The sequence below is a fragment of the Corynebacterium sp. Marseille-P4321 genome, from assembly GCF_903645305.1.
GTDB lineage: Bacteria > Actinomycetota > Actinomycetes > Mycobacteriales > Mycobacteriaceae > Corynebacterium.
In genome coordinates, this window is the sequence record NZ_CAHJXO010000003.1 from 289,922 (window position 1) to 315,429 (window position 25,508).

At 65.6% G+C, this 25,508-nt stretch carries 26 protein-coding genes; 11 read left to right on the forward strand and 15 right to left on the reverse strand.

All coding sequences use genetic code 11. The features are described 5' to 3' along the window. Nucleotides 1-46: 46 nt before the first annotated feature. Entirely contained in the window at nucleotides 47-1,183 is a 1,137-nt protein-coding gene (locus HWX32_RS09795) for a hypothetical protein (RefSeq protein WP_175935704.1), read from the forward strand. Here the strand turns inward: HWX32_RS09795 and mshA are convergent. The 3 genes from mshA to HWX32_RS09810 are packed head-to-tail and all read right to left on the reverse strand — an operon-like array spanning nucleotide 1,167 to nucleotide 4,136. Beyond that, nucleotides 1,167-2,426 carry a D-inositol-3-phosphate glycosyltransferase gene (gene mshA, locus HWX32_RS09800; RefSeq protein WP_175935705.1) on the reverse strand — a complete coding sequence of 420 codons (1,260 nt, stop codon included), beginning with the start codon at nucleotides 2,424-2,426 and terminating at the stop codon, nucleotides 1,167-1,169. The two genes, HWX32_RS09795 and mshA, sit on opposite strands and share 17 nt — an antisense overlap. Nucleotides 2,427-2,445: 19 nt before the next feature. Beyond that, nucleotides 2,446-3,153 carry an ABC transporter ATP-binding protein gene (locus HWX32_RS09805; protein WP_175935706.1) on the reverse strand — a complete coding sequence of 236 codons (708 nt, stop codon included), beginning with the start codon at nucleotides 3,151-3,153 and terminating at the stop codon, nucleotides 2,446-2,448. Next, nucleotides 3,153-4,136, reverse strand: a complete 984-nt coding sequence (locus HWX32_RS09810; RefSeq protein WP_175935707.1) for an ABC transporter permease — start codon at nucleotides 4,134-4,136, stop codon at nucleotides 3,153-3,155. The genes HWX32_RS09805 and HWX32_RS09810 overlap by 1 nt, the downstream gene beginning before the upstream one ends. A 91-nt stretch (nucleotides 4,137-4,227) precedes the next feature. On the opposite strand from HWX32_RS09810, the gene HWX32_RS09815 reads away from it, so the two are divergent. Together HWX32_RS09815 and HWX32_RS09820 are read left to right on the forward strand one after the other, a co-directional pair. Then, complete coding sequence (locus HWX32_RS09815; RefSeq protein WP_175935708.1) at nucleotides 4,228-5,340, forward strand: sensor histidine kinase; 1,113 nt, start codon at nucleotides 4,228-4,230, stop codon at nucleotides 5,338-5,340. Between the two features lie 14 nt (nucleotides 5,341-5,354). Continuing rightward, nucleotides 5,355-5,954, forward strand: a complete 600-nt coding sequence (locus HWX32_RS09820; protein ID WP_175935709.1) for a response regulator transcription factor — start codon at nucleotides 5,355-5,357, stop codon at nucleotides 5,952-5,954. A gap of 141 nt (nucleotides 5,955-6,095) precedes the next feature. Here HWX32_RS09820 and HWX32_RS09825 read toward each other — a convergent pair whose 3' ends face one another. Beyond that, complete coding sequence (locus HWX32_RS09825; RefSeq protein WP_075469616.1) at nucleotides 6,096-7,076, reverse strand: MinD/ParA family protein; 981 nt, start codon at nucleotides 7,074-7,076, stop codon at nucleotides 6,096-6,098. A gap of 105 nt (nucleotides 7,077-7,181) precedes the next feature. Next, nucleotides 7,182-7,688, reverse strand: coding sequence for an O-acetyl-ADP-ribose deacetylase (locus HWX32_RS09830; protein ID WP_175935710.1), 507 nt, complete (start codon nucleotides 7,686-7,688; stop codon nucleotides 7,182-7,184). Between the two features lie 66 nt (nucleotides 7,689-7,754). Between HWX32_RS09830 and HWX32_RS09835 the strand changes: the two genes are divergently transcribed. Next, nucleotides 7,755-9,464: a long-chain-fatty-acid--CoA ligase gene (locus tag HWX32_RS09835; protein ID WP_254868396.1), complete on the forward strand. Its 1,710-nt coding sequence runs from the start codon at nucleotides 7,755-7,757 to the stop codon at nucleotides 9,462-9,464. 20 nt (nucleotides 9,465-9,484) lie between these two features. Beyond that, entirely contained in the window at nucleotides 9,485-11,194 is a 1,710-nt protein-coding gene (locus HWX32_RS09840) for a long-chain-fatty-acid--CoA ligase (protein WP_175935711.1), read from the forward strand. Nucleotides 11,195-11,204: 10 nt separating this feature from the next. Here the strand turns inward: HWX32_RS09840 and HWX32_RS09845 are convergent, their stop codons facing one another. Then, nucleotides 11,205-12,209 carry a UDP-N-acetylmuramate dehydrogenase gene (locus tag HWX32_RS09845; protein ID WP_303049150.1) on the reverse strand — a complete coding sequence of 335 codons (1,005 nt, stop codon included), beginning with the start codon at nucleotides 12,207-12,209 and terminating at the stop codon, nucleotides 11,205-11,207. An 18-nt stretch (nucleotides 12,210-12,227) separates the two neighbouring features. Here HWX32_RS09845 and HWX32_RS09850 point away from each other — a divergent pair, with 18 nt between their 5' ends. The 3 genes from HWX32_RS09850 to HWX32_RS09860 are packed head-to-tail and all read left to right on the forward strand — an operon-like array spanning nucleotide 12,228 to nucleotide 14,294. Then, complete coding sequence (locus HWX32_RS09850) at nucleotides 12,228-12,719, forward strand: DUF2505 domain-containing protein (protein ID WP_175935712.1); 492 nt, start codon at nucleotides 12,228-12,230, stop codon at nucleotides 12,717-12,719. Between the two features lie 53 nt (nucleotides 12,720-12,772). Then, nucleotides 12,773-13,522, forward strand: a complete 750-nt coding sequence (locus HWX32_RS09855) for a class I SAM-dependent methyltransferase (protein WP_254868398.1) — start codon at nucleotides 12,773-12,775, stop codon at nucleotides 13,520-13,522. A 10-nt stretch (nucleotides 13,523-13,532) separates the two neighbouring features. Continuing rightward, complete coding sequence (locus tag HWX32_RS09860) at nucleotides 13,533-14,294, forward strand: LmeA family phospholipid-binding protein (RefSeq protein ID WP_175935713.1); 762 nt, start codon at nucleotides 13,533-13,535, stop codon at nucleotides 14,292-14,294. Here HWX32_RS09860 and HWX32_RS09865 read toward each other — a convergent pair. The 8 genes from HWX32_RS09865 to HWX32_RS09900 all read right to left on the reverse strand — a co-directional run bounded on the left by HWX32_RS09865 (nucleotide 14,239) and on the right by HWX32_RS09900 (nucleotide 20,957). After that, a complete protein-coding gene (locus HWX32_RS09865; RefSeq protein ID WP_175935714.1) occupies nucleotides 14,239-14,679 on the reverse strand; it encodes a hypothetical protein in 441 nt (146 codons plus the stop codon). The genes HWX32_RS09860 and HWX32_RS09865 overlap by 56 nt on opposite strands. Nucleotides 14,680-14,681: 2 nt before the next feature. Then, the gene (locus HWX32_RS09870; RefSeq protein ID WP_075469610.1) at nucleotides 14,682-14,996 is read right to left on the reverse strand and encodes a DUF2516 family protein; all 315 of its coding nucleotides are present in this window, start codon (nucleotides 14,994-14,996) and stop codon (nucleotides 14,682-14,684) included. A 3-nt stretch (nucleotides 14,997-14,999) separates the two neighbouring features. Continuing rightward, the gene (locus tag HWX32_RS09875; protein ID WP_175935715.1) at nucleotides 15,000-15,521 is read right to left on the reverse strand and encodes a CGLAU_01105 family protein; all 522 of its coding nucleotides are present in this window, start codon (nucleotides 15,519-15,521) and stop codon (nucleotides 15,000-15,002) included. A 16-nt stretch (nucleotides 15,522-15,537) separates the two neighbouring features. Further along, nucleotides 15,538-16,815 (reverse strand): DUF445 domain-containing protein, encoded by a 1,278-nt coding sequence (locus HWX32_RS09880; RefSeq protein ID WP_175935716.1) that lies wholly within the window; start codon nucleotides 16,813-16,815, stop codon nucleotides 15,538-15,540. 69 nt (nucleotides 16,816-16,884) lie between these two features. Then, nucleotides 16,885-17,274: a hypothetical protein gene (locus HWX32_RS09885; protein ID WP_075469123.1), complete on the reverse strand. Its 390-nt coding sequence runs from the start codon at nucleotides 17,272-17,274 to the stop codon at nucleotides 16,885-16,887. Between the two features lie 67 nt (nucleotides 17,275-17,341). After that, nucleotides 17,342-18,091 (reverse strand): succinate dehydrogenase/fumarate reductase iron-sulfur subunit, encoded by a 750-nt coding sequence (locus tag HWX32_RS09890; RefSeq protein ID WP_075469122.1) that lies wholly within the window; start codon nucleotides 18,089-18,091, stop codon nucleotides 17,342-17,344. Further along, the gene (locus HWX32_RS09895; protein ID WP_175935717.1) at nucleotides 18,092-20,161 is read right to left on the reverse strand and encodes a fumarate reductase/succinate dehydrogenase flavoprotein subunit; all 2,070 of its coding nucleotides are present in this window, start codon (nucleotides 20,159-20,161) and stop codon (nucleotides 18,092-18,094) included. Nucleotides 20,162-20,183: 22 nt separating this feature from the next. Next, nucleotides 20,184-20,957 (reverse strand): succinate dehydrogenase cytochrome b subunit, encoded by a 774-nt coding sequence (locus HWX32_RS09900; protein ID WP_075469120.1) that lies wholly within the window; start codon nucleotides 20,955-20,957, stop codon nucleotides 20,184-20,186. 268 nt (nucleotides 20,958-21,225) lie between these two features. On the opposite strand from HWX32_RS09900, the gene HWX32_RS09905 reads away from it, so the two are divergent. Both HWX32_RS09905 and HWX32_RS09910 read left to right on the forward strand, forming a co-directional pair. After that, nucleotides 21,226-21,711, forward strand: a complete 486-nt coding sequence (locus tag HWX32_RS09905) for a hypothetical protein (protein ID WP_175935718.1) — start codon at nucleotides 21,226-21,228, stop codon at nucleotides 21,709-21,711. A 118-nt stretch (nucleotides 21,712-21,829) separates the two neighbouring features. Continuing rightward, nucleotides 21,830-22,432, forward strand: a complete 603-nt coding sequence (locus tag HWX32_RS09910; RefSeq protein WP_175935719.1) for a putative glycolipid-binding domain-containing protein — start codon at nucleotides 21,830-21,832, stop codon at nucleotides 22,430-22,432. Between the two features lie 101 nt (nucleotides 22,433-22,533). Here HWX32_RS09910 and lpdA read toward each other — a convergent pair whose 3' ends face one another. Further along, nucleotides 22,534-23,946: a dihydrolipoyl dehydrogenase gene (gene lpdA, locus HWX32_RS09915; protein WP_175935720.1), complete on the reverse strand. Its 1,413-nt coding sequence runs from the start codon at nucleotides 23,944-23,946 to the stop codon at nucleotides 22,534-22,536. A 79-nt stretch (nucleotides 23,947-24,025) separates the two neighbouring features. On the opposite strand from lpdA, the gene HWX32_RS09920 reads away from it, so the two are divergent. Continuing rightward, the gene (locus HWX32_RS09920; protein WP_254868400.1) at nucleotides 24,026-25,441 is read left to right on the forward strand and encodes an alpha/beta hydrolase family protein; all 1,416 of its coding nucleotides are present in this window, start codon (nucleotides 24,026-24,028) and stop codon (nucleotides 25,439-25,441) included. Nucleotides 25,442-25,508 lie beyond the last annotated feature (67 nt).

Here is a 25,508-nt window from a genome sequence, read left to right on the forward strand (position 1 = left end):
ACGATTTGGCACAACCCTGCGCGGCAGATGGCGCTAGTGTGTTGTCATGCGAGTCACTTTGAAAGCAGCCGCGGCGTGTCTGGCCGCGTCAGTAGTTTTGCCCGCCGCCCCGGCCCTCGCCGCGCCAGCACTCGTTGCTCCCGGCGCGCCGATCCGCATTTTCCCGCAGGACGTGCCGAAGACCGTGACCAACATGTGGGGCCAGACAATCAAGGCCCCGCCCGCCGCGTTCGCAGCGACGTGCTCGCAGGGGCCTGCGGGCACGGTTCGCTACGCCGACGGCGTGACCCGCCGCGTGATGCTCACCGCCGCGCACTGCATCAACACGCAGCCCGGCGGCCGACCCGTCTCCCCTGTGGTGACGGTGCCGCAGGGCCGCGACTACGTGCGCGTCGGCGTGCGGGAGCGCTCCAACCAGCCGCCCGCGGCCGCGCTGAACTTGTCTGATCCCATGCTGACAATCAAGACGGCGGATTGGGGCACAGTGCTTATCGACGACTCCGTGCGCACCACCAACCTGTCCCAGTCTCGCAACTTGGCAGGCGGGAACCAGGGCGCGCCTGTGCAGCTGACAACCATCAAGGATTACCGCACGCTGCGCCCCGGAGAGATTGCCGTGGACAACTTCGGCCAGCCCATCTGCAAGGACGGCTCCACCTCCGGCCGTTCCTGCGGCACGCAACTCGGCCGCACCCGCAACGGCGTGTACAGCTGGGGCCTGAACTACCAGCACGGCGACTCGGGCGGGGTGAACTACGACCCGCGCGACGGCTCTGTCATCGGCGTGACCTCGATCGTGCTCGGCCCCCTGGGCAAGGCGCAGCCCGCCGACCGCATCGTGGAGGAGGCCTATGGTGTGCCGGACGGCCAGGTGAACGACGCGTTCAAGATCTCAGCACCGGAGGCGCCACGGGCGCAGTTCCCCACAGGCAACCAAGAGACTGCGCACGTCAACGAGTACGTGGAGAAGCACAACCCGGACTTCAAGCCGATCGATCCGACCGAGGAGTTCCGCAAGGCCGCCGACGCCGCGCAGCAGGACGCTCAACGAGTCGCCGAACAGGCGCTCAAAGGCCAGTTCAACCCTGCGGAGGCCCAGCGGAAAGTCGCGCACCACACCGAGAAGTTGAGCTACTGGGGCGGCGCGGCGGCGGCGTACGAGGTTGCTAAGCGCCTCCCCTAGGTTCGCGCCCACCGGGCTCAAACCCGCCGGTCGCGGCCGCGTACACCTCGCCGAGCTTCGCCGCCGATGCGGCCCAGCTGAAGGTCGCGGCGTGGGCGACGGCGGCTTGGGCCATGGAGGTGCGCAGGGCGTCGTCGATAAGCAACTGCTCTAGCGCCTCAGCCCAACGCTGCGTGCCGTGCCCGTCGACAAGCAAGCCCGTCTCGCCGTCCTTCACCGCAAGTGGCAAACCGCCCACGCGGGCGGCGACGACCGGGGTGCCGGCGGCCTGCGCCTCCACCGCCACCAGGCCGAAGCTTTCGTTGTAGCTGGGCACCGCCACGATGTCGGCGGCCTGGTACAGGCGCACGAGCTCGGCCGGCGGGCGGGGGCCCAAAAAACGGGCGATTTTTTCGATACCCGTCTGAGCTGCGAGTTCCTTGTAGCGCTCCACGGAAGACCCCGCGCCCGAGGCCCCGCCGCAGATGATCACGCGCAGCGGCGCATCGACCTTGCCGCGGGCGTGGACCTCCCCCATGGCCTTAATCAGCACCTGCGGGCCCTTGAAATCCTGCAGCCGGCCCACAAACGCCACCACCTTCGCGTGCACCGGAATGCCCAGATCGCGCCGGGCGGTTTCGGTGTTGCGGTGCGTGCCCGGGGTGAACAGCTCGGTATCCGCGCCGGGGCTGACCACGGCGATCTTGGCCGGGTCGACGTCGTAGAAGCGGGCGAGCTCGCGGGTTTCATCCTCCGTGTTCACCACCAGGGCATCAGCATTATCGACGAGCTGCTGCTCGCAGATCCGCCTCGCCTCCGACTCGTTATTCTCCCCCGAGTAGGCGTTCTTCACCGCCGCCCAGGTGTGCCCGGTGTGCACCAGCGGCAGGTGAAACAGGTCGCGCAGCAGCCACCCCACCTGGCCGGAGAGCCAGTAGTGAGAGTGGATCAGGTGGTAGGCGAGCCCGTTGGCGCGCACGAACTGCACGATGCCACCGGCGAACGCGGCGAGCTGGGTGGGCAGGTCGTCTTTCTCCAACCCCTCGTAAGGCCCAGCGACGATGTTCACTACCCGGTAGCCAGGCTCCACCTCCACAACCTCGCCCTGGCTGGGGCGGGTGGCGCGTGTGAACACGTCCACCTCGACGCCCTGGCGCGCCAGCTGGGTGGCTGTGTTGTGAACGTAGACATTCATGCCGCCTGCGTCGCCGGTCCCCGGCTGCTCAAGCGGGGAGGTGTGCATGGAAATCATGGCGACGCGCATGAGAGCCAAGCGTAGTGGGCTACGCCATTGCGTGCGCAGGCTGCTGCTGGCCGACCCTGAACACCGCATCGGAGCTAGTGATCATGGACTGGTCGTGGGTGACAAAGCCGCAGGCGATTCCGCGGGTTTCCACCAGGTGGCGCAGCAGCTGCACGATCTCCTCGGAGCGTTCGTGGTCTAGGGAGGCGGTGGGCTCGTCGGCAAGCAAAAGCTCCGGGGAGCCCATCAGCGCCCGGGCGATGCCCACACGCTGGCGCTGGCCGCCCGAAAGCGCCTGCATGTCGCGGTCGCCGAGGCCCTCCAGCCCCACAGCGGCGAGCAACTCGTCCGCGCGTTCCCGTCGCGGACGAAGCCCGCGAATGTGGTCGGTGACCAGCAGCTGGTCACGCACGTTCAGCGCGGAGATGAGGTTGGCCTGCTGGAAGATCATGCCCATGTGGTCGCGGCGCACCGCGTCATTGACCTCGCGGCCGCCCAGGGTGGCGGTGCCGGAATCCGGCGTGATCAGGCCGGCGGCGACGGAGAGCAGCGTGGACTTACCAGAGCCGGACTCGCCCACGATGAAGGTCAGCTGCCCGGGCTCGGCGGTGAAGTTCAGGTTGTTCAGTACCGTGTGGCGCTCTTCGCCGTCCTGGAACGAAACGGTGACGTTTTTCAGTTCGAGCTTGGATGCAGTGTTGGACGTGGTGTTGGACGTGGTGCTGGACGTGGTGTTGGATGCAGTCATTATGCGACACCTCCGAGTGCGCTTTGCGGGTTGACCTTGGAAATGGAGCGGGTGGCAACGAGGGCGCCGACCATACCGAGCACCCACACGAGCAGCGGCGGCAGCGCGATCACGCCCGCGGACAGGGTGAACGGGGCGACACCGGCCATGCCCAGGCCGACGCCGAGGGCTGCGAGACCGCCGATGAGCGTGCCGATGAGCAGCAGAATCGCGGACTGGCCGAGCGCGTCCTTGAGCAGGTATTTGTTTGACGCGCCGATGGCCTTCAGGATGGCCAGGTCGCGGGTGCGCTGCATCGTCCAGACGGTGAGGAACGCGACGATCACCAGCGCGGCGATGGCGTAGAGGAAGCCCTGGATCATTTTCAGCGAGCCCTGCTCAGAGGAGTAGGCGGCCAAGCCTCGGAACGAATCCTTGAGTGCCACGCCTCCGCTTACGGAAGGCTCAGCGTCGGAAAGCAGCACCGTGCCGTCGGCGTCGGTGTGGAAGGTCTGCTGCCAGGTCTCGGTGGGCACCCACACGACCGGGGTGTGGGAGAACTGCAAGTCGTCGGCAATCGCGTCGATGCTTGCCTCCGTGCCGCCGAGGCGCACAGTGTCACCCTCGTTCAGGGCAAGGCTTGACGACGCCACCGCGCCGTCACCGAGCACCTCACCGCCAGGAAGCTCGGTGCCCTTCGGCAGGGCGAGCACCGCGACGGATTCCTCGTCGCCGTCGGCGATCTGCATGAGCGTCTGGCCCGTGCCCAGCGGCACGCCGGCGCCGGTTGCCTCGACGCGCGAGGTAGTGAACGACGGGTCCTCGTTGTCCTCGAACACCACGGATGCCGGGTCGAGCGCCTCGAGCGCGGAGGTGTTCTGCTTGCCCAGGCCCGAGGTCAGTCCGGTGAGCACAACCACGAGCAACGTGATCAGCGCGACGGTACCCACGATGAGACCGAAGCGCCCTTTCGCTTTCCTGATTTCCCTGATTCCTACGAACATGGCACTCATTGTGGCCGTGACCTGGCATGTTCCACATCGGGCGGGTGGTTGAAATGCGAGTCAACCGATCGGTTGATCTAGTGTGGCCCTCATGATTTCAAACCGCATCCTGACCACCTTACGCGTGAGCGTGCACGTGCTCGTGGCGGTGCTTTTGGTGGTTGGGCTGTCTTCGGCGCGCTCGTGGCAGGTGCTCGTGGTGGCGGCTGCGTTCGCCGGGGTGTACCTCTTCGGTACGGTGCGGCACCACCGGGGGAACAAACACACGACGGGGCAAGCCGCGCTGTGGTTGGTGGCGGTGATCCTGCTGTGGGTTGCGATGGCGGCAATGTCGAGCGAGTTCGTCTGGCTGGAGTTCCCGCTGGTGATGATCGCCTGTTTCGTCCTGCCTGCGTGGTGGGGCATTGCGGTGACCGCGGGCTTGCTTGCCTACACACTTACGGTGACAGTGCCGCAGAGCGGGCCCGGCGGGTTGATCGGTCCGGTGATTGGCACGGTGCTGGCGGTCGGCGTCGTGCACGCCCACCAGGCGCTTCGCGCGGAGGCGGAGTACTACCGTCAACTCGCGGCGGACCTGGAGGCGGCGCAGATGGAGCTCGCGGCGGCGGAGCACTCCGCGGGCGCGGCGCAGGAGCGCGCCCGGTTGTCGCGCGAGGTGCACGACACTATGGCGCAGGGTTTGAGCTCGATCGTGTTGCTGGGCCGCGCGCTGGACAAGCAGCTCGCGGGTCTCGACGCCGCCGCCCCCGCCCGCGACACGCTGAGCACGATCCGGGAGACAGCCGCCGACAACCTCGCGGAGGCGCGCCGCTTCGTGGCCGGTAACGCCTCGCAGGAGCCGCTGCCGGCCCGGGTGGAGCGGCTCGCCCGCTCGGCGGAAGCCAGGCAGCGCGCCCTCGGCGACCCGCTCGAGGTCCGCGTGCAGGCGGTTGACCTGCCTGAACCCACGGCATCTGTCGCGGAGCGCGTAGTGCGCGAAGCGCTTTCGAACGTCGTGCGCCATGCGGGGGCGACGTTGGCAGTGGTAACCGTCGATAAGCTAGGTGCCCAAGCCACCGTAGACATCTACGACAATGGGCGCGGCATCACCGGCCCGGAAGGCTACGGGCTCAAAGGGCTGCGGGCGCGCGTGGAGGAAGCCGGCGGCGAGCTGTCGGTGGAGGGCAACGTGCTCGCCGCGACGCTGCCCCTGCCGCGCCAATAGAAGGGAACTTCGACATGCTGAGCGTCATGCTTATCGACGACCATCCGGTCGTCCGCGCCGGCCTCACCGCCGTACTCAACTCCTTCGGCGACATCGAGGTCGTGGCTACCGCAGGCGACGGGCTCGCGGACGTGCCGGACGGGGTGGACGTGGTGGTCAGCGACATCCAGATGCCCGGCGCGGACGGCATCGAACTGACGAAGCGCCTGGTGGCCGCGGGAGGGCCGCCGGTGCTGATCCTCACCACCTACGACACGCAGGCCGACGTGGTTGCAGCGGTGGAGGCCGGCGCGATGGGCTACCTGCTCAAAGACGCCCCGGAGGATGAGCTGCACGACGCTGTGCTGCGCGCCGCCCGCCGCGAGCGCGTGCTCTCGCCGCAGGTGGCGAACGTGCTGGCGGAGCGCGTGGTGAAGCCGGAGGAGGCGCTGTCCGCCCGCGAGATTGAGCTGCTGCAGGCGCTGCAGACCGGCGCGTCGAACCGCCAGATCGCGGAGACGCTGTTCATTTCCCAGGCGACGGTGAAAACGCACCTCATCCACATCTACAACAAGCTCGGCGTGGACAACCGCACCGCGGCGGTGGACGTGGCGCGGGAACGCAAGATTATCTAGGCGATTCAGGCGCTCCTTCCCGCTGTGTTTCCGCGTCACATCCCAGATGCCCGCCAAGAGATGCCCGTCAACCGAGTAGCCAGCCCGGGAACAGCCGGGTTACTCGGCTGACGGGCATCTCTTGGCGGGCATTTGCTGTCGCTAGCAGGCCGCGTGGCGGTGCCAGGAGCCGAAGTCCGCGGCGACGGTGGCGGCGAGCAGCCGGTACGCGTGCTTGGTGGCGGGCGCCATGCGCTCTAGGTCCACCACGGACCCTTCGGCAAGGTGCCTGTCGTACGGGATGGTGTGCACCGCGCGGGTGCGCTGCGCGAAGTGCTCTGTGACCTTCTGCATGTCGATCGTGGGTTTGCCCGGCGCGGACGATGAGACCACCACCACGGCGTTTGCGGCGAGCTGGTCGTAGCCGTGCAGGTTGAGCCAGTCCAGCGTCGCCGCCGCGGACTGCGCCCCGTCGAGCGCAGGCGAGGTGACAAGGATGAGTGTGTTCGCCAAGTCGAGCACACCTGCCATGGCGGAGTGCATCAGGCCCGTGCCGCAGTCGGTGAGGATGACGTTGTAGTGGTGCTGCAGGATGTCGATGGCGCGCCGGTAGTCGTACTCCGAGAACGCCTCCGAGACTGCCGGGTCGCGCTCCGAGCCGATGACCTCCAGGCGCGAGGCGGCCTGGTTGGTGTAGGCGCGCACCTGCGGGTACCGCGATGTGTCCGGCGCGAGCAGCAGGTCGCGGATGGTGGCCGGGGCCGCCGCGGCGGAGCGCTGCGCGAGCGTGCCCAGATCCGGGTTCGCGTCGATGGCAATCACGCGGTCCCCGCGCGTCGCCGCGAACACGCCGCCCAAGGCGACGGTGGTGGTTGTCTTCCCCACGCCGCCTTTCAGGCTCATCACGGCGATGCGGTAGTCGCCGCGAAGGGGTGCCCGGATGGCGTCGATAAGCATCTGCTCCTCGAGCTCCTTTTTCGACCCACCCGGGTTGACGCGCCCGCGCGTGGCGGAGTGGACGAGCTTGCGCCAACCCTGCTTCGGCGGTGATTTCACCGGGTCGAGCAGGTTGGAGTGGTCGAGCACCGCAGGTGGCGCGAGGTCGAGCTCCGGATAAACGGCTCCGTCGTGGAACGTGGTCACAGGTATCCCCCCAAAAAAATCCCCCGTTTTTTCGTGTGGGGCTTAAGTGTAGGGCACCGGTTGAAAACCCGCAGCATAACGCCTGCGTAAAAAACGGCCTTTTTTCTAGCGCTCTTCCAACGCCTCGTTGAGCGCCCGCTCCACCTCGGGGGAGAACGCGACGAAGCGGACCTCCTCGACCTCCACATTGGCGGCGCGAACGCCTTCGATGGCGCACGCGGCAGCGTCGTCGAGCGGCCAGCCGTACACGCCGGAACTGACCAGAGGGAACGCCACCGTGCGCGCGCCGAGCTCGCCCGCAACCTCCATGCAGCGCACGTAGCACGACACGAGTTCGTCGCGCGTGCCGCGGCCGTGGACAGGACCGACGGTATGGATGACCCAGCGCGCGGGCAGTTCTCCCGCGGTGGTGGCCACCGCGTCCCCGGTAGGCAGGCCATCCGGGTAGCGCTCGGCGCGGAGGCGCTTGCACTCGGCGAGGATCTCGGGCCCGCCGGCGCGGTGGATCGCGCCGTCCACTCCCCCGCCGCCGAGCAGCGATGAGTTCGCGGCGTTGACCACCGCGTCAACGGCCTGGTTGGTGATGTCTCCTGAAACAATTTCGAGTCGCATGCCACAAACTTACCCTTTCGTAGGTTATTGTCGTCCAAGTAAGTTTTGTTAGCGAAAGGAAAGTAATTGGGAGCGATTGGAAGCTCAGCGTTTGAGCGCAAGGCATGGATAGACCAGTACGCCGCATGGACCAACCCCACCCCGGAGCTTGGCAGCGACACACTGGTCAGCCTGTTCAACCGGGCCGTGACCACCGCGCCGAAGCGCGCCGTCACCTGGTTCATGGGACGCGAGACCACCTACGCGGAACTCAACGAGAAAGTTGGCCGCTGCGCTGCGGCGTTGGCGTCGTTAGGCGTGGGCAAAGGCGACCGCGTGGCTATCGCGCTGCCCAACTGCCCGCAGCACGTGATCGCAGTGACCGCTATCCTGCGCCTGGGCGCCACCGTGGTGGAGCACAACCCGCTCTACACCGCAGCCGAGCTCGAGCCGCAGTTTAAAGACCACGGCGCGCGCGTGGCGATCGTTTTCGACCGCTCCGCCGACACCTTTACCCGCCTGCAAGAAACCACCGCGCTGGAAACCGTCGTCTCGGTGAACATGATCGAGGAGATGCCCTGGCACCTGCGCGCCACGCTCTCCGTTCCGGTGCCGCCGCTTTCCAAAAAGCGCGCCGAGCTCACCGCGCCCGCCCCGGACACCCTGCCGTGGAGGGAGTTCATGGCACGCGGCACCCGCACGGTGCAAAACCCGAGCATTTCCCAGGACGACGTCGCGTTCATCCTGTACACCTCCGGCACCTCCGGGGCACCCAAGGGCGCGCCGCTGACGCACCACAACATCATTGCGGTGCTCGCGGGAGGCCTGGAGTGGTTGGAGCGCTGGGGCGCCGTGGAGGAAAAGGTGCTCGCGGTACTGCCGCTGTTCCACGTCTACGGCCTCACCTTGAACTACGCGCTAGCCCTTTCCGCTCCGGGCCAGATGGTGCTTGTCCCGGCGCCGAAGCCCGAGCTGTACCAGGACGCGATTAAAAAGACGCGCCCCACTGTGCTTCCGGGCGTGCCGACCTTGTACGAGCGCATCACTGATTGGGCCGTGGAAACGGGCGCGGACCTTTCCTCGATCCACTCGTCGGTCTCCGGCGCGGCGACGTTGCCGGCTTCCACAATCGAGCGTTGGGAGGCCGCGACCGGCGGGCGCCTCATCGAAGGCTACGGCCTGACCGAGACCGCGCCGATCCTCGCCGGCAACCCGCTCGACGGCAACCGCCGCCCCGGCTACATCGGCTTGCCGTTCCCCAACACGGAGATCCGCATCGCGAACCCGGATAACCCGGCGGAGACGGTGCCGGACGGCGAGCCGGGCGAGCTGCTTGCGCGCGGACCCCAGGTGTTTACCGGCTACCTGAACAACCCGGAGGCCAACGAGCGCGCCTTCTACGAGGACTGGTTCCGCACCGGCGACATGGCGGTGATGGAGCCGGACGGGTTCATCCGTCTGGTGGCGCGCATCAAGGAAGTCATCATCACCGGCGGCTTCAACGTCTACCCGGACGAGGTGGAGGGCGTGTTGCGCGAGCACCCGGACATCACGGATGTCGCGGTGGTGGGCCGCCCGCGCAAGGACGGCTCCGAGGATGTCGTTGCGTGCATCACGCTTATCGACGGCGCCGTGCTCGACCCAGACTCATTGAAAGATTACGCGCGCGAACGCCTGACCAGGTACAAGGTTCCGCGCGACTTCTACCACTTCGAGGAGCTGAATCGCGACCAGACCGGCAAGATCCGCCGCCGCGAGGTGCGCGACACCCTCGTCAGCCTTCTTACCCAACCGTAGGTTCGCGTAGGGTGGTGCACATGCCTTTCGACGTGAACGAAGCGAAACCCTGGCTGAAGTACTACCCCGAGTGGACCGCCCACTCCCTGGAGTACGGCACCACCACCCTGTCCGAGCTGTACGAGGACAACCTCGCCCGCAACGGGAACAAGACCGCCACGCGCTTCTTCGGCAAGACCCAAACCTTCGCCGAGCTGGACCAAGAGGTACGCAAGGCCGCCGCTGGCCTCAAGGCGTTTGGTGTGCGCCCTGGCGACCGCGTGGCGATCATGCTGCCGAACTGTCCGCAGCACCTCGCGGCGTTTTTCGCCGTGCAGAAGATCGGCGGCGTGGTGGTGGAGCACAACCCGCTCTACACCGCCAACGAGCTGCGCCCGCAGTTCAAAGACCACGGCGCGCGTATCGCCATCGTGTGGGACAAGGCGGCCGACGTCGCCGAGCAGCTGCGCGCCGACACCCCGCTGGAAACGGTGGTGAGCGTGAACATGACCAAGGCGATGCCTAGGTTGCAGCAATTCGCGCTGCGCATGCCGGTTCCGAAGCTGCGCGAGGCGCGCGCCTCACTGACCAGCAAAGCTTCCAACACCGTGCCGTGGGAGGCGCTGACCAGCTCCGCGGTGGGCGGCGAGGGCGCCGACATCGAAACGCCCGCGGAGATCACCCCGGACGACCCGGCAGTGATCCTGTATACCTCCGGCACCACCGGCGCGCCGAAGGGCGCACTGCTCACCCACACCAACCTGGTCGCCAATCCCACCCAGGGTCGCGCGTGGGTCAAGGAACTGCAGGAGCCGGGCCAGCGCATGTTGGCCACCCTGCCGTTCTTCCACGCCTACGGCCTGACGTTCTCGCTCACCCTCACCGTCTTGGTGGGCAGCGAGCTCGTGCTGCTGCCGGCGCCGAAGATGGACCTGGTGATGAACGCGCTGAAGAAAACCCCACCGACCTTCGTGCCGGGCGTGCCGACCGTCTTTGAGCGCATCGTGAAAACGGCGAGGGAGCAAAACGTCAACCTGTCCAAGGTGCAGATCGGCTTCTCCGGCGCGTCGTCGCTGCCAGCGCACGTGATTGAGGAGTGGGAGGCGCTCACCGGCGGCCACCTCGTGGAGGGCTACGGGCTGACGGAGACCTCCCCCATTGTCATCGGCAACCCCCGCAGCGCGGACCGCCGCCCCGGCTACATCGGTATCCCCTTCCCGGATACGCAGGTGCGAATCGCCAACCCCGACAACCTGGACGAGGACATGCCATTCGGTGAAGCCGGCGAGATTCTGGTCAAGGGCCCGCAGGTCTTCGGCGGCTACCTCAACGACCCGGAGGCGACCGAGAAAGTCTTCCACGACGGCTGGTTCCGCACCGGCGACATGGGAATCATGGAGGAAGACGGCTTTATCAAGCTGGTCTCGCGCATCAAGGAGCTCATCATCACCGGCGGCTTCAACGTCTACCCCGCCGAGGTGGAAGACGTCATGCGTCGCCACCCCGACGTCGAAGACGTCGCGGTGGTCGGCCGCCCCCGAAGCGACGGCTCCGAAGACGTCGTCGCATGCGTGGTGCTTCGCGACGGCGCCGCGCTCGACCCCGAGGGCCTCAAAGAACACGCCCGCGAAAACCTCACCCGCTACAAAGTCCCGCGCACCTTCTACCACTTTGAGGAACTCGCGCGCGACCAGATGGGCAAGATCCGCCGCCGCGAAGTACGCGACGACCTGCTGGCCATCCTCAAGTAGCTAGCTTTTCTTACAGCCCCACCCACACCGGCTCGGGGTGTAGGTCAACGCCGAACTCGGCGCGCACCCCCTCCTGGATCGTGCGCGCCAAAGCCACGATGTCGTCGGCCACCGCCTGGCCGCGGTTAGTCAGCGCGAGCGTGTGCTTCGTGGACAACGTCGCTGGCCCGTCACCGGGATAACCGCGGGGGAACCCGGCGCGCTCGATGAGCCAAGCAGCGGAAAGCTTCTCGTTTCCGTCGCCGGCGAAAAAACGGGGCATTTTCTCCTCGCCCACTTTCGCCTCGATCTCGTCGGCGAGCGGGGTGGGCACCACCGGGTTGGTGAAGAAAGATCCGGCGGACCAGGTGTCGTGGTCGTCTGCGTCGAGCACCATGCCTTTCGCGCGGCGGGTGCCCAACACCGACTCGCGCGCCTCAACCAGCGGCACGCGGCGCCCGCCGAGGTGGCGCAGCGGGATCGACTCGTCCGTGCGCTCGAGCGCGAGCTCGATTTCCAGCACCACGGCCCGCGAGGTGAACTTCAGGTTGGAGTAGCGGTACGCGAGCTCGAGCGATGAGGCCGGCACCCACTCGTCCACGCCGGTCTCCCGGTTCCACAGGCGCACCCGCGTGAGCACGTCGGCGATCTCCGCGCCGTACGCGCCGACGTTTTGCACCGGGGTCGCACCCGCGGAGCCGGGGATGCCGGACAGCGCCTCAATGCCGCCGAGACCGCGCTCCACGGCGTAGGCGACCACGTCGTCCCAGACGGTTCCGGCTTGGATGCGCAGGAGGGTGTCGTCGATAAGCTCAATGCCCTCATTGCGCACGAGCACGGCGGTGAGATCCAACTCCCCCTCCGCGACAAGCAGGTTGGAGCCGCCGCCGACAACAAGCAACTGCTCGCCATCGCGGTCAAGCTTGGCGACGGTTTCGGCAACCGCCTCCGGCGACGCGCACTCCACGAGAGCTTTCGGAGTGCCGCCGACGCGCAGCGTGGTCAGGTGGGCGAAAGATGAGTTAGACACGCCCACCACGGTAGTCTTATGGCCATGACTGCACGTAGTGAAATCACCGTGACCGTAAACCAGCCCATTGAGAAGGTGGCTGAGGCCTACTCGAAGTCCGAGTACTGGGAGCACGTGGCGAAGAACCTTTCGCCCGAGCCGGGCGAGCTCAACGAATTCTCCGGAAACGAAGCCACCCTGTTTGAAATCCTGCCGAAGTCCATCCTGCCCGCCGCCGCGCAGGCGATGGTCTCGCAGGACCTGAAGCTCAAGCGCGTGGTGACCATCGGCGCGCTCGAGGGCGACACCGCGAAGCACTCGTTCACCGGCGACGTGAAGGGCACCCCGGTGAACATGGCCGGCGAGTACACCGCGATCGGCAAGGGCGAGAGCACCGAGCTGGCCTACGAACTTGAGGCGAAGGTGGACATCCCGTTCATGGGCGCCGCGCTCGAGCCGAAGGTGGCCGAGGCACTCGAGGAGATCTGCGAGAACGAAGCGAAGCTCACCGAAGCCTGGATTAGCGAGAACCTCTAATTCCCCACTACCACAACCTCCGCGCCGACCAAGCCGCCGGCAAGCCGTACGGGGTGATCACCCGCGGCACCACCGGCGTGAACCGTCTGCGCAGGTCAGATCGCTGGACCCGCTATCACCCGCGGGTCGAGTCGCTGTTTCAAGGCGGTCACCCGCTCGCCGTGGACGTGGGTTACGGCGCCTCACACACCACCACCGTGGAGTGGGCGCGATGGCTGCGCGAGATCAACCCAGCCACCGAAGTAGTGGGCCTGGAGATCGACCCGCAGCGCGTCCTGCCCCCTCGCGACGGCGTGCGCTTCGAGCTCGGCGGTTTCGAGCTAGCCGGCTACTCCCCGCAGCTCGTGCGCGCGTTTAACGTGCTGCGCCAGTACGACGCCTCGCAGGTGCCCGAGGTGTGGGAGACGGTCTGCTCGCGTCTCGCCCCCGGCGGCCTGTTCATCGAGGGTACCTGCGACGAGCTGGGGCGCCGCTGCGCGTGGGTGCTCCTGGATGGCTCCGGCCCGCAAAGCCTCACGCTGTCCTGGGACCCGGCGGACGTACGCCACCCGAGCGACGTCGCAGAGCGCCTGCCGAAGGTGCTCATCCACCGCAACGTGCCGGGTGAAAAAATCCACGATTTTTTCGTCGCCGCAGATCAGGCCTGGGAGCGCGCCGCCGGTTGGGCGCCCCACGGCCCGCGGGTGCGTTGGGATGTCGCCCTTGCCGACCTGGCCCGCGAGTGGCCGGTGGCCCGCCAGCGCACGCACTTGCGCGACAACACCGTCACCGTCGATTGGGCGGCGGTTGCCCCGCGTCCATAAACTAGGGCCCATGAATTCTGGCATGAAGACTGCCTGGAAGGTTGTCATCTCCATCCTCGCGGCACTGTTGGTGCTGTTCATCGTGGCGGAGGCGGGCCTGCGCACGTTCATCGCCAACCAGGTCACCAAAGATCCGGCGGCGGCGAACATGGACGTCTCCTTCGGCAACAGCCCGCTCACCTTCGGGCTGCTGCGCGGCAAGTTCCCGCACATGACGCTCAACCAGCCGTCGACGCTTTTGATAAACGGCAACGAAATCACGGGCGAGCCAGCTACCACCGTCCAGCTCGACGACATCCGCGTCGTTGACGGCGAGCCCGTCGCCGACTCCCTGCTTGTCACCACCGAGCTGCCGAACGAGTTCATCCGCGCCATGCTCAACCAGCAGTTGGAGCAGCAGCTTGGCGACGGGTTCCTGTCCGACGTGATCACCATCTCCGACGTGTCCACCACCCCGAACGAAGGCACGTTCACTATCACCTTCACCGCGGGCGCGGCGGGCGTGGAGCTGCGACCCGTGCTCAACTCCGACGGCGAGCTCGCCTTCGAAGCCGCCAGCACCGAGCTGTTCGGCTTCGAGCTGCCCAGCCGCGTCACCGAGGCGCTGAGTGAGGCGATGTCCCAGGGCGTGGCCGAGGAGATCGCTGGGGGCCTGCGCATCGCCGACTTCACCGTGGTGCCCGGCGGCCTGCGCATCGCGATGGCGGGCGAGGACGTTAACTTTGCGCAGCTGCAGCGGGAAATGCCCGGGCAACTCCAGGGCGCAAGCTAGCGCCACCCCCGAACACCGCCACGCTTAAACGGGTGGCTGGAACTTCTACCCCGTCGGGTACCGCGAGGACGTCAGCGCCGCTATGCTCGGCCGCCGCCACGGATGCGGGCCCACAGAAGATGACGCCGAAAGGCACGGACACACCCTGGTGCACCGCGATGGCGTCGGCAAGCATTGCGCTCTCATCGGCGTCCGGGTCGAGCGCGAGCCAAATCTCGCCTGCGCCCCGCTCCACGGCAAGGCGCGCCTCCGCGGCCTTCACCACGCTTTCGTGCCTGCCGGTGGGCCACCCCACCACTGCGACCACGTGGCCGCTGCGTGCAGCCGCGACACGCGTGGGCTCCACCACGGAGCCGTGCGCGCCGGCGCCCAGGATGCCGCCCACGGCTACCAGCCGTACGCGTCGTCAATGACCCGCTTAATCTGCGGGCGCACGTCGAAGAAGTAGATTCCGATCGCCACCGCCCCGAACCATGCGATGAACGGCAGCCGCAGCAGGCACGCCACCGCGGAGACAGCCAGAATCGCCGTCCACGCGGCCTTCGATTGGCGGCCAGTGGCCTCGAACGCATCCGGGCGCGTCGTGGCGGCGAACACCGCCCCGGCGATACCCGCAACACCCACCACCGCGAGCAGCACCCAGCTCACAAGGCCGGGAATGCGCATGATGGTGTTTATTTGCTCGAGGGTGCTGGCATCCATGTGTTACTTCCGGTTCTCCTCGCCGTCGACGATTTCCCCGTCGATGATATCCCGCTCCTCCACCGAGTCCGAGAACTGGGCCTGGATGCGCGCCACGAGGTCGTCGAAACGCTCACGCAGGTCGCGCAGCGCGTCCTGCTCCTCGCCTTCGGTCTCCGCCTTGTCCATGCGCTCGTTGAAGGTGGTGCGAATGTCCTCCATCTTGCTGCGCAGCGTCGCTTTAACGTCTTCGGTGAGCTTCAGGTCGCCCTCGCGCAGCTGGTTGAACGCCTTCTCCGCCTCGTTGGTGAAGTTCGCGGCGATGGTGCGCACCTCACCCTCGGTGGAGGCGTTGTTCAGCGTCTCACGCGCGGAATCGGAGGCGTTCTTGAAACGCTCCGGCAGGCCCTCCACGGCCTTGCTGAACGCGGCGCCGAGTGCGGAGCCGGCCGCCAGCAACGCGTCGCCAGCCTCGCGCAGGTTCTCGCGAATCTCGCCGTTGCTGGTGCCGTTAGTGTCGTTGGTGTTGTTCGCCTGATCGGTCATGACGGTTTGCCTTTCGCTAGAAGAAAAGAATCTGGGACACAGTGTAAATAGCTAAGCCCGCGAGCGCACCGACGACCGTGCCGTTAAGACGGATGAACTGCAGGTCTTTGCCCACCATCAGCTCGATCTTGTCCGCGGCTTCCTCGCCGTCCCAACGCTCGATGGTCTCCGCGATGATGCCCACGATCTGGTCCGCGCCGTTGTCGGCCGCGTAGTGCACGGCCTTCTCCAGGCGCCGCTCGGCTTGTTCGCGCACCCCCGGGTCGGCGACAAGCTTGCGGCCCCATTCCACGCACGCATCGGCAGCTTTACGACGAAGCCCCGACCCCGGATCCGACGCCGCCGCAATCACCGACGTGGAAATTTGCTCCCAGAGCTGCCCCGGAGCACTCCGCACCGCCGAAGAACCCATCACGTCGCCCTTGAGCGACTCCACCCGAGAAATCATGTCCCCGTCAAACTGCAAGTCCTGGGCGAACTGGTTCAACTGCCGCCGGATCGCGCGGCGCGCCTCATGGTTCGGTTGGCGCTCCACCTCGGCGACGAAATCCGAAACCTCGTCGTACACCCGCTGGCCCACGAGTTCCTTGGCGAAGCGGGGTGCCCAACGCGGCATGCGCTCGTCGATAAGCTGCACAATGCTGCCCTCCATGCCGTCGACCTTGCGCCGCGCCCACGACACCACATCGTCAACCACCGGCTCCAACTTGCCGTCCGCGATGAGCCCCTCGAGCGCGCGCCCCAACGGCGGGCCCCAGATCGGCTCCGCGAACCTGTCCACCACCTGCGACTGGATGAAGCTCTCCGCCTCGCGCGCATCGATGCCCTCGACGAGCCGCACCGCGAACGTGCCCGCCTCCTCGCTTACCCGCTCGGCATTCTCACGCCGCGACAGCCACGCGCCGACCTTCTCAGGCAGCTGCGCCTGCATCACCTTGTCCGTGATCGTGCGCGCGTTGAGGAAGTTCTCACTGACAAACTCACTCAGTGCGCCGGCGACCTGGTCCTTCTTGTTCGGAATGATTGCCGTGTGCGGAATCGGGATACCCATCGGGTACTTGAACAGCGCAGTGACCGCGAACCAGTCCGCCAGACCACCGACCATGCCGGCCTCCGCCGCCGCGCGGACATACCCCACCCAACCGGGCGCAGTGCCCTGCGACTGCCACCACGAACACCCCAGAAAGATCACGGCCATCACAACCAACAAGCTGGTGACAAAGATCTTGTGGTTGCGCAGCGTTCTCCTGCGTTCGGCCTCATTGCTCGGTGAAGGCATCAGGGCATGACTCATACTCCTGATTAAAGCGCAAAAAACTCCCCGTTTTTTCAACGGGGAGTGTTTAGGGGGGTTTCCGGAGCGCTAGTTCCGGCGACCGGTGCGCTTGCGGTACGCCTTGTAGTCCTTGCGGCCAATCGCGATGAGGACGAAGCCAGCCACCAAGGTGACAACAGCCTCAATCACGCCCAGCACCAAGAGGCGCTGCGCCAGACCGTGGGTCTGCGAGCCGAAGCCGAATGCCATCGCGCCCGCGCCCCACACGGCGATGCCGATGCCGAACAGCGACGCGAGGATCAAACCCATCGCAACCCACGTCGAATTGCGCGAGAGCGAGGAGTGCGGCGCGCCGAGCGACACCGGGTCGTAACCGTCGATGTACGCGCTCTCAATACGACCGTCCTCGATACGCCCGTCGTAGTCCGGGAAGGACTCGCTGCGAATGTCCGCAACTGCTGTCTGGTGGGAAGCCATGATGTTGTAATCCTTCTAGTCTGGCTGCTCGTCAAAGGTAATGCTGGTACGTAAGTATACGCCAGCCTTAGTCGTCGCCGCCCTTGAAAGCGGCGCGGGCACGCTCGGCGTTGATCGCGCCGACCGCGTCCAGCGGGATGCCGGCCGGGCAGACATCCGCGCACTCGCCGAACAGGGAGCAGTGGCCGAAGTTCGTCTCCAGCTCGTCCACCATGTTGCGGGCACGGCGGGCGCGCTCCTGCTTACCCAGCGGGAGCAGCTTGAGGTGCTTCAGCTTCGCGCCGGTGAACAGGTGGGCCGCACCGTTCGGGCACGCCGCCACACAGGCGCCGCAGCCGATGCAGGCCGCGTAGTCCAGCGCGGTCTCCGCGTCGTGGTGGTTCACATGCATCGTGTCGGCGTCCGGGGCGGTACCTGCGTTGACAGAGACGTAGCCGCCCTGCTGCATCACGCGGTCCAGCGCGGAGCGGTCCACCACCAGGTCCTTGATCACCGGGAACGCGCCGGAGCGGAACGGCTCGATCTTCAGCGTGTCGCCGTCCTTGTAGTTGTACAGGCGCTGCAGACAGGCCGTGATGTTGTGGTCGGCGCCGTGCGGGCGGCCGTTCACGGAAAGTCCGCAGGTGCCGCAGATGCCCTCGCGGCAGTCCGACGCGAAGGTGAACGGCTCCTTGCCCTCCTCCACGTAGCGGTTGTTCACGTGGTCAAGCAGCTCCAGGATGGACATCTGCTCCACCGCGTCGTCGACCTGGACGGTCTCGAAGCTACCTTCAGTATCCGGACCGGCCTGACGCCAGATTTCAAGTGTGAGTTTCATTTACTTGTAGTTCCTTGCCTGAAGTGGGATCGAATCGAAGTGCAGGGGTTCTGCGTGGCGGATGAACTCGCCCTCGCCAGCCGGCTCCCAAGCCGACACGAAGCACCAGTTCTCGTCGTCACGCTCAGCCTCGCCGTCGTCGGTGAGGTGGTCCATACGGTAGTGCGCACCGCAAGACTCGTCACGGTCGAGGGCGTCGACGCACATGAGCTCACCGAGGTTGATGTAGTCGATGAGACGCAGCGCTGCCTCCAGCGTCTGGTTCATGTCGTTCGGCGAACCCGGCACGTGAATGTTGGTGTAGAAGTCCTCGCGCAGAGCACGGATCTTGCGGATGCCCTCCTTCAGGCCCTCCACAGTGCGGGCCACGCCGCAGTGCTCGTAGAGGATGTCGCCGAGCTGCTCGTGGAAGTACTCCGGGCCGTGCGGATCCGGACCCTGGATGGCCATGAGACGCTCGATGCGGTCCGTTGCGCGGGCCACAGCGTCCTGTGCCTCCGCCGACTCCGGCGGGAGCACCTCCTCACCGAGGTGGTCGGCGAGGTAGTTCGGCACCGTGAACGGGAGAGTGAACCAGCCGTCGACAGAAGCCGACAGCAGCGAGTTCGCACCCAGGCGGTTCGCGCCGTGGTAGGTCCAGGAGCACTCGCCGGCGGCAAACAGACCGTCGATGGAGGTCATCTCGTTGAAGTCCGTCCACAGGCCGCCCATGGTGAAGTGAACGGTCGGGGCAATGCGCATCGGCTCCTTGTACGGGTCCTCACCCGTGGAGTCCTGGTACATCTCGAACAGGTTGGAGTAACGCTCGCGGATGGTGTCCTCACCGAGGCGCTCGATCGCGTCGGAGAAGTCCAGGTACGCGGAGTTGTGCAGCGGGCCCACGCCGTAGCCGGCGTTGAGCTGCTGGGAAATCGCACGGGACGCCACGTCGCGGGGCACGAGGTTGCCGAACGCCGGGTAGCGGCGCTCCAAGAAGTAGTCGCGCTCCTCGTCCGGAATCTCGTTCGGGTTACGGTCGTCGCCCTTTTCCTTCGGGGTCCAAATACGGCCGTCGTTACGCAGCGACTCCGACATCAGCGTCGTCTTCGCCTGCCACTTCGCGTTCACCGGAAGACCCGTCGGGTGGAACTGGACGAAGCACGGGGACGCCAGGTAGGCGCCGCGCTCGTACGCACGCATCATGGCCGAAGAGTTGGAGTTCTTCGCCAAGGTCGTCTTGTGGTACACGTTGCCGTAACCGCCGGTAGCCAGCACCACAGCGTGGCCCGTGAACGGGGCGATCTCGCCGGTGATGAGGTTACGGGTGACAATGCCGTTGCAGTGCTTCTTGCCGTCGTTGTCGGTGACGATCAGGTCCATCAGGTCGTGGTGCGTGAAAATCTCCACGTTGCCAAGGTGGATCTGGCGCTGCAGTGCGGAAGCCGTCGACAGCTGCAGCTGCTGGCCTGTTTGGCCACGGGTGTAGTAGGTGCGGGACACCTGCACACCACCGAAGGAACGGGTGGCCAGGGTGCCGCCGTACTCGCGGGCGAACGGAGCACCGATCGCGTTCATGTGGTCGATCACGCGGACGGACTCGATGGCGAGACGCCAGCAGTCGGACTCGCGGCAGCGGTAGTCGCCGCCCTTCACGGTGTCCTTGGTGTGGCGGTACGCACCGTCGTTGTCCACCTTCTTGCCGCGGGCGGAGTTGACGCCACCCTGCGCAGCAATGGAGTGCGCGCGACGCGGAGCGTCGTGGTACGTGAAGGACTTGACGTTGTAGCCCAGCTCGCCGAGCGCCGCCGCAGCAGCACCGCCGGACAGGCCGGTGCCCACCACGATGACGGTGAACTTACGACGGTTCAGCGGGGAGACCAGCTGCATGTGGTCCTTCTGCCACTCCCACATGTCACGCATGCGGACTTCGTCGCGGTTCGGCTCGTGGCTTTCCAGCACCTCGCCTGGGGTCACGCCCGGGACGACGGACTCAGGCTGACGGAACTCGTCGGAAAGCGCCTGGCCCTGGGAGGTGGGCGCGTGGAGCTGCTCCTCGCCGTGCCCCTGGTTCGAGGTAATAGAGGTAGTCATATGTGTTTCTCCTAGTTAGCCGTTACCGAGCGAAATCCGGGACCCAGCCGAACGCGATAGCGAGCGGCATGATCACGTTACCGGCGACAACAATGAACGGAAGGATGTAAGCCAGCACAACCATCAGGCCCTGGCCGCGCTTGCCCAGCCAGCCCAAGTCGCTCACTGCGAGGTAAACGCCGTGAGTGAGGTGGAGCAGCAGCGCGAGGTTCGCCACCACGTAGACCAAGGTGACCCACCAGCGGCCCGGCGCAAAGGTGGCGAGCAGGTTGTCGCGCACCGCACCGTGGACGAACTCGTCGGACGCCACAACCTCGCCGACGGTGAGGTCGAGCAGGTGGAAAACGATAAACAGCAGCAGGATGATGCCGGTGACCAGCATCGCGCGGGTAGCAGTAGACTGCCATCCGCCCATAAGGTTCGTGCGCTTGAACTTGCCGCGCGACTTAGAGGAGCGGGACCTCAGCGCGAACGCGCCGTAGATGTGCAGCACCAGGCAGGCCAGCAGGATGATGCGCAGGATCCACAGGAAACCCTCGCGCGGGAACAGCGGCTCACCGATGGTGCGCAGGAACTCGCCGTACTCGTCGATCGGCGCAGTGCCATCGGCCTTGAGCGGCATGAAGATCTTCAGGTTGCCCACCATGTGACCCAGAACGAAGAGACCGAAGATGAGGCCAGTGATGGCCATGGTCAGCTTCAGAGCCCACGTGGGGTAGGACGGCCGCTCGCGCAGCGGCTTCTCAGTGATTTTTCCGTGACGAATGGCTTCACGGTCTGCGTTTTGTACAGTCATGGCACCTCCAGTGTCGTAAACACGATACGAAATCTCGCCCCCTTCCACACCTTGAATCTGCAGGCGTTTTCCCACCCCATTGCCCCGCGCACCCCAGACCGAAGTCCCACCCGCACCATACGACGCACCCCGGCTATAGATTGTGAGGTTTGCCATAGTCGGGTATCCGTCGTGGGGGATCGGCAAATCTGACCCCGTTCAGTGTCAATCTTTGGTTGGTAAGTTTCCCCTTACTGCCAGCTCAGGTGAAAGTGGGTACGCTCGTGGCATGGCTATCGATAAGAACACTGAAAATTCCGCTACCCGACAGATCGACGCACCGGCGAAGGAGATCTTCGACATCCTCTCCAACCCGGAGCGCCACTCTGAGACCGACGACTCCGGCATGGTTGTATCCGCAGACAACGGCCAGCGCCTAGAGAAGGTCGGCGACATCTTCACCATGAACATGACGAAGGAGGACGGCGACTACCAGACCAAGAACGAGGTCTTCGCCTTCCAGGAGGACCGCATTATCGGCTGGAAGAACGTGGAGAACACCACCGCCGAGGTCACCGTCGGCGCGAAGTGGCTTTACGAGCTGGAGCCTATCGACGCCGACAACACCGAGGTGAAGCTGACCTACCAGCGCGACGAGCTGGAGGAGAACCTGCTGAGCATGTCCGAGACGTTCGACGACGACTTCCTCGCAAAGTCCCTCGACTCCCTCGCTGCAGCAGTTGCCGGCACCGACAACCCGACGCAGAAGGGCTAACCATCTTGTAGCGCGCCCAGAGCTGCGCTAACCCCACGCTCGACCCCGCTATCTCCGAAGCGAGATAGCGGGGTCGATCTCGTTATCGGGCGCCGCGTGCCTGCGTAGGCTCTGAGACATGGAGCGCAGCTACTACTGGGAACACCCAGATGACCCGCAGATACAGAACCAGGCGGAGGTGTCGTTCGAACCTGACGGGCTCAGGGCGAACGGGATCCAGATCGGGCCCGGATATTCGGCACGGTGGATACTAGAAGCGCTAGATGACTGGACAACGCAGGCCATCCACGTCCACGTGCTCGGCGAGGGGTGGAACCGAATGCTCAAGCTGGAGCGGGATTCCGACGGCGTGTGGACGAGCGAGACTTCGGTGAGTGGCGAGCAGCCAGCGGAGCTCGCAGCCCCGGACACGCACCCCGGCATCGCCGCTGAGGAGGATCTCAGTGAAGCGTTGGACTGCGATCTGGGGATGTGCCCAGTTACCAACACCATGCCGATCAGGCGGCTCGACTTATTGGGGCAAGAAGTGCCGGAGACGAGGCTGATCATGGCCTGGATTGAGATGCCATCACTACGCGTGATCGCGTCGGATCAGTACTACAGTTCCGTCGACGAGCGCACGGTGCGGTACAAAAGCGGAACGCGCGGGGTGGATGTGGAGCTCCAGGTCGACGAGGACGGGGTGGTCCTCCACTACCCCGATCTGGCGCGGCGCCTCTAGCTCATCGATGGGAGGCCCGCTCTACTGCCAAGACCACTACGGCCCTTGAGCGAGTGGCGCGACCGGGCCCCTAGACGACCGCGTCGATAAGCAAATGCTACTTAGAGGTTGATCATGTGGCCCTCGACGCCGTGAGCGATCTCCTTGAGCACCTCGGACAGCGTCGGGTGGATGTGGATCGAGCGAGCGATCTCACCGGCGGTGAGGTCGAAGCGCTGCGCGAGCACAACCTCCGGAATAAGCTCGGAGACGTTTGCGCCCACGAGGTGGCAGCCGAGGATCTCGCCGAACTCTGCGTCCGCGACGAGCTTGCCAAAGCCGGCGGTCTCCGCTAGGCCGACTGCCTTGCCGTTCGCAGAGAACGGGAACGTGGCGACCTTGATGTCGCGGTCCGGCCACTTCTCCTTCGCCTGCTCCTCGGTGTAGCCCATGGAGGCGACCTGAGGGTTGCAGAAGGTGGCGCGCGGGGTCATCATGTAATCCTCGATTTCGAGGGTCTCCGCGTCCGCGATGGTCTCGGCGGCGATGATGCCCTGTGCCTCAGCGACGTGCGCCAGCTGGAGCTTCGCCGTGACATCGCCGATGGCGTAGATGCCGTCGACGTTGGTGCGCATGCGCTCGTCGATAGCAATAGCCCCACGATCGGTCAGCTCGACACCCGTGTTCTCCAGGCCGTAGCCCTCGGTGCGCGGAGCGAAGCCGACGGAGATCATCACGCGGTCCGCGGTGAGGGTCTGCACGTCTTCGGAGTCGTTCTTCTTCACGTCGACCTCGACGGAATCGCCGTTGTCGCGCACCTCGGTGGTGGCGTGGCCGGTGAGCAGCTTCACGCCGAGCTTCTTGTAGCGCTTCGCAATCTCCTTGGACACATCCTTGTCCTCGTTCGGCAGGACGCGGTCCATGTACTCGATGACCGTGACGTCCACGCCGTAGTTGGACAGCACGTAGGCGAACTCCATGCCGATGGCGCCGCCGCCGACGATGATCATCTTCTCCGGGGCCTCCGGGTTGAGGATCTGCTCCTCGTAGGAGACCACGTTGTCGGACAGCTCGATGCCCGGGAGGGTGCGCACCACTGCGCCGGTGGCGATGATGCAGTCGTCGAAGGTGACGGTCATGCCCTTGTCGTCGCCCTCGGTGATCTCGATGGTCTTGGCGTCCTTGAACGAGCCCAGGCCGTTGATCTCCTGGATCTTGTTCTTCTTCATCAAGTAGTGCACGCCGCCGACGATCTTCTCGGAGACCTTGCGGGAGCGCTTTTGGGCGTCCGTGTAGTCGAACTCCACGTCGCCCTTGATGCCGAACGTCTTCGCCTCGTGGTTGAAGATCTCCGCAACCTCTGCGTTCTTGATCAGCGATTTGGACGGGATGCAGCCCACATTCAGGCACACACCTCCCCAGTACTGCTTCTCAATGACAGCCACTTTCTTACCAAGCTGAGCTGCACGGATAGCGGCAACGTAGCCACCGGGGCCCGCGCCGAGGACAACAACGTCAAAATGTTCTTTACTCACGGTTCATATGGTACGTGCACCTCTGGCAAAATGTCTCAAGAGCATGTCCGCGCCCTTGAATGGAAAGCGAGTCACACCCGTGAAACTCACCCGTCCCGCCGTCGCGGCGGCAACCGTCGCCATCCTCGCCGCCTCCGCGGTTCCCCACGTTGCCGACCAAGCCGACGCCCCCGGCCCCGTGATCCAGGCGGCGGACGAGAAAGTGCTTACCTCCGTGAAGGAAGTGCCCGAGGAGGCACCGGCTGCTGAGAAGGCGCCGGAGGAAGAGGTTGGGGACGGGAAGGTAGAGGGTGCCGCGGAGCCGTCGATAAGCAAAAAGCCTGCTGAACTACCTCAAGGCGATAGCGAGCCCGTCACGGACGAAAACCTGCCGGACCCCGAGCCCGTGCCCGAGGCAGAGCCGACCGATCCGCCCGTGCGCGCACTCAATGAGGCGCCGAAGACTTACAAGGGTGAGCCACAAAGGTGGTACTCGCTGACCAAGTACGGCGCGCTACCACATGGCGAGGCGCTCGAAGTGAAGTCCGAGTCGATGGAGCGATACATCCCGATCGCGTTCTTCCGCGCCCACGACGCGAACAACAACATCGTCGACAACGCTCCGACGATCTACCTGCTTAACGGCGCTGGCGGGTCTGAGCAGAACACCGACTGGGTGGCGCAAGCACTGCCGCAGATGGTGGAAACGTTCCGCGGCCAGGGCGTCAACGTCGTGGTGCCAATGGAAGGCGCGTTCTCCTACTATGTGGACTGGGCCGCGGAGCCGCCCGTATCGCCGGAAGAGAGCCACTTCTACAAGGGCAAGCAAATGTGGTCGACCTTCCTTGCCAAGGAACTCCCCCAGGCCATTGAGCGGTACGCGAAGGCCAACGACAAGCGCGCCGTGGCCGGCCTTTCGATGGCGGCGACCTCCACCCTGCTGCTGGCCGAGCACAACCCGGGTTTCTACCAGGCGGTCGGCTCTTACTCCGGCTGCGCGGCGACCTCCACCCCGCTGCCGAACTTCTTTGTTGGCCTGACAGTGAACCGTGGCGCGTCCAGCATGACCCCGGACCACGTCTTCGGCCCGATGGGCTCGGACTACAACCGCTACAACGACGCGCTGGTCAATGCCGCGCAGCTGAAGGGCACGAAGGTGTACCTGTCTACCGGCACCGGTTTGGCTGCCGAGTCCGACATGGCGGGCACCCTGGCGAAACGCCTGAAGGACACCGGGCAGTACAGCGACTTCGAGGCATCCTCGGTGGGCTCAGCGAAAGCGTACACGCTTCAGGTTGAAGGCGGTGTGATTGAGGCGGCGATGAACGCTTGCACCCACGACCTCATCGCGAAGATGCAGGGCAACGGTATGAAGCGCGCCGCTGGCGAAGTGATCCAGTCGGACGAGGATTTCGTTGCGGAGCTGCGCAACGTGGGCACCCACTCCTGGCCGGTGTGGAAGGACGACCTGAAGCTGTCCTTCGACCGGGTGTTCAAGCCGGCGCTTGGGCTCTAAGGTGTCGTTGAGCTCGGTCACTTGAGGGGGCAGAAAACCGGGGCACGAAAAAAGGCGCGATTTTTCG

Bases quoted from the DNA above. Each gene is read 5' to 3' on its own strand.
- HWX32_RS09890 (WP_075469122.1), bottom strand. From the start codon at position 18,091: ATGAAACTCACACTTGAAATCTGGCGTCAGGCCGGTCCGGATACTGAA.
- HWX32_RS09895 (WP_175935717.1), bottom strand. From the start codon at position 20,161: ATGACTACCTCTATTACCTCGAACCAGGGGCACGGCGAGGAGCAGCTC.
- HWX32_RS09905 (WP_175935718.1), top strand. From the start codon at position 21,226: ATGGCTATCGATAAGAACACTGAAAATTCCGCTACCCGACAGATCGAC.
- HWX32_RS09815 (WP_175935708.1), top strand. From the start codon at position 4,228: ATGATTTCAAACCGCATCCTGACCACCTTACGCGTGAGCGTGCACGTG.
- HWX32_RS09860 (WP_175935713.1), top strand. From the start codon at position 13,533: ATGAATTCTGGCATGAAGACTGCCTGGAAGGTTGTCATCTCCATCCTC.
- HWX32_RS09900 (WP_075469120.1), bottom strand. From the start codon at position 20,957: ATGACTGTACAAAACGCAGACCGTGAAGCCATTCGTCACGGAAAAATC.
- HWX32_RS09810 (WP_175935707.1), bottom strand. From the start codon at position 4,136: ATGTTCGTAGGAATCAGGGAAATCAGGAAAGCGAAAGGGCGCTTCGGT.
- HWX32_RS09830 (WP_175935710.1), bottom strand. From the start codon at position 7,688: ATGCGACTCGAAATTGTTTCAGGAGACATCACCAACCAGGCCGTTGAC.
- HWX32_RS09870 (WP_075469610.1), bottom strand. From the start codon at position 14,996: ATGGATGCCAGCACCCTCGAGCAAATAAACACCATCATGCGCATTCCC.
- HWX32_RS09875 (WP_175935715.1), bottom strand. From the start codon at position 15,521: ATGACCGATCAGGCGAACAACACCAACGACACTAACGGCACCAGCAAC.
- HWX32_RS09850 (WP_175935712.1), top strand. From the start codon at position 12,228: ATGACTGCACGTAGTGAAATCACCGTGACCGTAAACCAGCCCATTGAG.
- HWX32_RS09880 (WP_175935716.1), bottom strand. From the start codon at position 16,815: ATGAGTCATGCCCTGATGCCTTCACCGAGCAATGAGGCCGAACGCAGG.
- HWX32_RS09805 (WP_175935706.1), bottom strand. From the start codon at position 3,153: ATGACTGCATCCAACACCACGTCCAGCACCACGTCCAACACCACGTCC.
- HWX32_RS09885 (WP_075469123.1), bottom strand. From the start codon at position 17,274: ATGGCTTCCCACCAGACAGCAGTTGCGGACATTCGCAGCGAGTCCTTC.
- mshA (WP_175935705.1), bottom strand. From the start codon at position 2,426: ATGCGCGTCGCCATGATTTCCATGCACACCTCCCCGCTTGAGCAGCCG.
- HWX32_RS09910 (WP_175935719.1), top strand. From the start codon at position 21,830: ATGGAGCGCAGCTACTACTGGGAACACCCAGATGACCCGCAGATACAG.
- HWX32_RS09840 (WP_175935711.1), top strand. From the start codon at position 9,485: ATGCCTTTCGACGTGAACGAAGCGAAACCCTGGCTGAAGTACTACCCC.
- HWX32_RS09795 (WP_175935704.1), top strand. From the start codon at position 47: ATGCGAGTCACTTTGAAAGCAGCCGCGGCGTGTCTGGCCGCGTCAGTA.
- HWX32_RS09820 (WP_175935709.1), top strand. From the start codon at position 5,355: ATGCTGAGCGTCATGCTTATCGACGACCATCCGGTCGTCCGCGCCGGC.